The organism is Kitasatospora sp. NPDC023176, assembly GCF_055560495.1.
Genome location: NZ_JBVHIP010000088.1, coordinates 1 through 3,643, shown reverse-complemented (window position 1 = coordinate 3,643; position 3,643 = coordinate 1). Strand labels below are relative to the sequence as shown.

4 protein-coding genes and 1 pseudogene are annotated in these 3,643 nt (G+C 71.8%); 3 read left to right on the top strand and 2 right to left on the bottom strand.

Features of this window, described 5'->3' with window-relative positions:
* Positions 1-87: 87 nt before the first annotated feature.
* A complete protein-coding gene (locus ACZ3YL_RS42375) occupies positions 88-315 on the bottom strand; it encodes a DUF3263 domain-containing protein (RefSeq protein ID WP_188308238.1) in 228 nt (75 codons plus the stop codon).
* Between the two features lie 101 nt (positions 316-416).
* Here ACZ3YL_RS42375 and ACZ3YL_RS42370 point away from each other — a divergent pair, with 101 nt between their 5' ends.
* On the top strand, positions 417-779 hold the full coding sequence (locus tag ACZ3YL_RS42370; RefSeq protein ID WP_223243139.1) for a cupin domain-containing protein: 363 nt from the start codon (positions 417-419) through the stop codon (positions 777-779).
* A gap of 67 nt (positions 780-846) precedes the next feature.
* Here ACZ3YL_RS42370 and ACZ3YL_RS42365 read toward each other — a convergent pair whose 3' ends face one another.
* Entirely contained in the window at positions 847-2,100 is a 1,254-nt protein-coding gene (locus tag ACZ3YL_RS42365; protein ID WP_465663183.1) for an extracellular solute-binding protein, read from the bottom strand.
* Positions 2,101-2,431: 331 nt separating this feature from the next.
* On the opposite strand from ACZ3YL_RS42365, the gene ACZ3YL_RS42360 reads away from it, so the two are divergent.
* Positions 2,432-3,391 (top strand): ROK family protein, encoded by a 960-nt coding sequence (locus tag ACZ3YL_RS42360; protein WP_188308234.1) that lies wholly within the window; start codon positions 2,432-2,434, stop codon positions 3,389-3,391.
* Positions 3,388-3,643: pseudogene (locus ACZ3YL_RS42355) on the top strand (N-acetylglucosamine-6-phosphate deacetylase); the annotation flags it as partial. The gene ACZ3YL_RS42360 and the pseudogene ACZ3YL_RS42355, both read left to right, overlap by 4 nt.

Genomic DNA, 3,643 nt, shown 5'->3' with positions numbered 1-3,643 from the left:
CCCCGCCCCCCCCCCCCCCCCCCCCGCCCCCCCCCCCGGCACCCACCCACCCTCCCGAGAGCCCACCCCCACGAACACACCCCCCCGTCAACGCACCCCCCGCCGCCCCTCCCGAACCCGCCGCAACCGATTCACCAACACCGGCGCGAACGCCAACGCCTCCTCCCGGTCCAGCAACCCGTTCAGCACCTGGTAGTACCGCGTGGAGGAGAGCCCCAGCTCCTCCCGGATCGCCCGCTCCTTGGCCCCCGCCGTCCGCCACTGCCGCCCCTCCAGCGCCAGCACCGCCCGGTCCCGCTCACTGAGCCCACTCAGCTCACCCACGACAACACCTCCTACGAAGTGTCATTCTCGGCCGCACCCCCGACACACTCTGCCCCCCACCCCGGTGCCCCCGCCCGACTAGCGTCACCCCCATGACCACGCCGATGACCACGCCGAGCTTCACCGTCCACATCCCCGCCGCCGACCTCGACCCGGAGCCGCTCGACCCGTCCCAGATCGTCTCCGGCACCCCCGAGGTCACCGGGAAGGTCCTCTCCGAGTCCCCCGACGGCCGCCAGCTGCGCGGTCTGTGGCAGATCACCCCGGGCGTGGTCACCGACGTGGAGGCCGACGAGATGTTCGTGGTGCTGAGCGGCCGGGCCACCATCGAGGTCGAGGGCGGCCCGACCCTGACCGTCGGCCCCGGCGACTGCGCCGTCCTGCGCGAGGGCGACCGCACCACCTGGACGGTCCACGAGACCCTCCGCAAGGCCTACGCGATCACCCTCCCCTGAGCCGACGAAGCCCCCGCCCCCGCAAAGACCCCCGCCTCCGCCCCCGCGAAGACCCCCCGCCCGGGTCCTACTGCTTCCGGACCCGGGCCGCCTCCTTCATCGCCGCGTCCTGGAGCCCGCCGAGCACCTGCTTCGGGTCCCCGGTCACCGCCTGCCCGATCCCCGCCTTGATCCGGTTGCTGACCTCGCCCCAGGCCGGGTCCCCGAACGGGTAGAAGCTGGCGTTGGTCAGCCCGACCGTGAACTGCTTGAGGTCCTCGTGCTTGGGGTCCGAGGACATCTGGCTGAAGGCGTCCTGGGTCACCGGCAGCAGGTTGTACTGCTCGTCGAACTTCAGCTGGTAGTCCTTGGTGTAGACGAAGGACAGGAACTTCTTGATCTCGTTCTTGTGCCCGTTGGCCTTGAACGCCATCATCCAGTCCGCGACGCCGAGGCTCCCGGTCTTCCCCAGGCCGTCCTTGCGCGGGATCGGCGCCGTCCCGAAGTCGATCTTCCCGGCGGACGCCAACCGCAGCAGCGTCGGGTGCCCGTTGAGCATCGCGACCTTCCCGGAGGCGAAGTCCTGGAACACCGGCGTGCGGTTCATCTTGCCTGGGTCCGGGTACGTCAGCCCGGCGCTGACCAGGTTGTTCTTCAGCCAGCTGAAGGTCGCCTGGTTCTGGTCGCTGTCGATGGTGTAGTTGCCGACGTCGTCCGAGAGCGAGCCGCCCCCGCTCAGCGTCCACAGCATCGACTCGGCCGGCGCCTCCTCCGGCCCCAGCGGGAGCCCGTACGGGGTCACCCCCGGAACCTTGGCCTTGATCTTCTCGGCCGCCGCCTTCAGCTCGTTCCAGGTGGTCGGCGGCTGCGAGATCCCCGCCTGCCGGAAGACCGCCTTGTTGTAGAAGAGCACCCGCGAGGAGGACACGAAGGGGATCCCGTACTGGGTGCCCAGCACCTGCCCGGCGTGCGAGAAGTTGTCCATGAACTTGGCCTGGGTGTCCATGGAGAGCACGTCCGCGGCCGCGTACAGCCGGTCCGCCGCGACCTGTTCGGCGAAGCCGCCGGTCTGCAGCAGGTCGGGGGACTTCCCGGCCGCGATCATGTCGTCGACCTTCTTGCCGATGTCGGTCCAGCTGTCGACCTCGACCTGGACCTTGATCCCGGGGTTGGCGGCCTCGAAGGCCTTGGAGACCTCGTCCCAGTAGTGCTTGGAGCTGGTCTCGGCGTTCTCCCCGTAGTCCGCGGCGACCAGTTTGAGCGTGACCGGCCCGTCGCCCTGCCCGCTGCACGCGCTGACCGTGGTGAGCACCAGTGCTCCGGCCAGTGCCGTTCCGAGCACACGGATGGAAACGTGGGCGCGCCTGTCCAACGCGGGTACCGCCTTCAGGGGGAACTACGGCCGGACGAGGGAATCCGGCAGGGGGGAGCGCCACACTGCCAAACCGCTCGCCCATTGGTCCACACCACTCGGGCCCACCTGCCGAGTAGTTACCGAAGTGCCCGGGTTCGTTGCACGATGCGCAACAGCCGGTGAACGGAACCCCGGCCGGGCCCCTCGGCACAGAGCTCCGCACACCCCCCGCAGCCGAGACAAAGCTCACCCAGCAGGACCAGACCAATCCGACAACTGGACTAGACCTCTTCGACCCGACCAAGGGAAACTGTCCCCCGTGAAGCACGTCATCGCACTCGATGTAGGCGGCACCGGCATGAAGGCCGCGCTGCTCGCCCAGGACGGCTCCGTGCTGTTCGAAGCACGCCGACCGACCGGGCGGGAACACGGCACCGACGCCGTGGTCGCCGCCATCCTCGACTTCGCCGCCGACCTGGCCGACGAGGGCCGCGCCCGCTTCGGCGCCGCCCCGCTGGCAGCCGGCGTGGCCGTGCCCGGCACGATCGACGAGAAGAACGGGATCGCGGTCTTCTCGGCCAACCTCGGCTGGCGCGACCTCCCGCTGCGCAAGCTGCTCGGCGAGCGCCTGGCCGACCCCGCCGACGGCACCCGCGGCGCCGCGATGCCGGTGGCCCTCGGCCACGACGTGCGGTCCGGCGGCCTCGCCGAGGGCCGGCTGGGCGCGGGCCGCGGCGTCGACCGCTTCCTGTTCATCGCCCTGGGCACCGGCATCGCCGGCGCCATCGGCATCAACGGCCGGATCGAGGCCGGCGCGCACGGCTACGGCGGCGAGATCGGTCACGTGGTGGTCCGCCCCGGCGGGCCGACGTGCGGCTGCGGCGCCCGCGGCTGCCTGGAGACGCTGGCCTCCGCCTCCGCCGTCTCCCGCGCCTGGGCCGAGGCCAGCGGCGACCCCGACGCCGACGCGGCATCCTGCGCCGCCGCGGTGGACGCCGGGGACGACCGCGCCCGCGCGGTCTGGCAGACCGCGGTCGACGCCCTGGCCGACGGCATCGTGCTCGCCCAGAGCCTGCTCGACCCGTCCACGGTCGTCGTCGGCGGCGGACTGGCCGAGGCCGGCGACACGCTCTTCACCCCGCTGCGCGCGGCGGTCCAGGAGCGTCTGACCTTCCAGATGCCCCCGGAAGTCGTACCCGCCATGCTCAAAGACACCGCCGCGTCCCTGGGCGCGGGCCTGCTCGCCTGGGATCTGCTCTCGATGGAGGTGACCGCGTGACCACCGCGGACCGTGACCGTACTGCCCTGTCCGGCGCCCGGCTCGTCCTGCCCGGCGGCGTCGTCGAGGGCTTTCGCCTCGCCGTCGAAGGGTCCCGGATCGCGGCCATCGCCTCCGGCGCCAACGGCGCCAACGGCGTCAACGGCGTCAACGGCGTCAACGGCACGAGCGGCGGGGAGACCGAGCCCGGCGACCTCGACCTGACCGGCCACACCGTCGTCCCCGGCTTCGTGGACCTGCACGTCCACGGCG

Bases quoted from the DNA above. Each gene is read 5' to 3' on its own strand.
- ACZ3YL_RS42370 (WP_223243139.1), top strand. From the start codon at position 417: ATGACCACGCCGATGACCACGCCGAGCTTCACCGTCCACATCCCCGCC.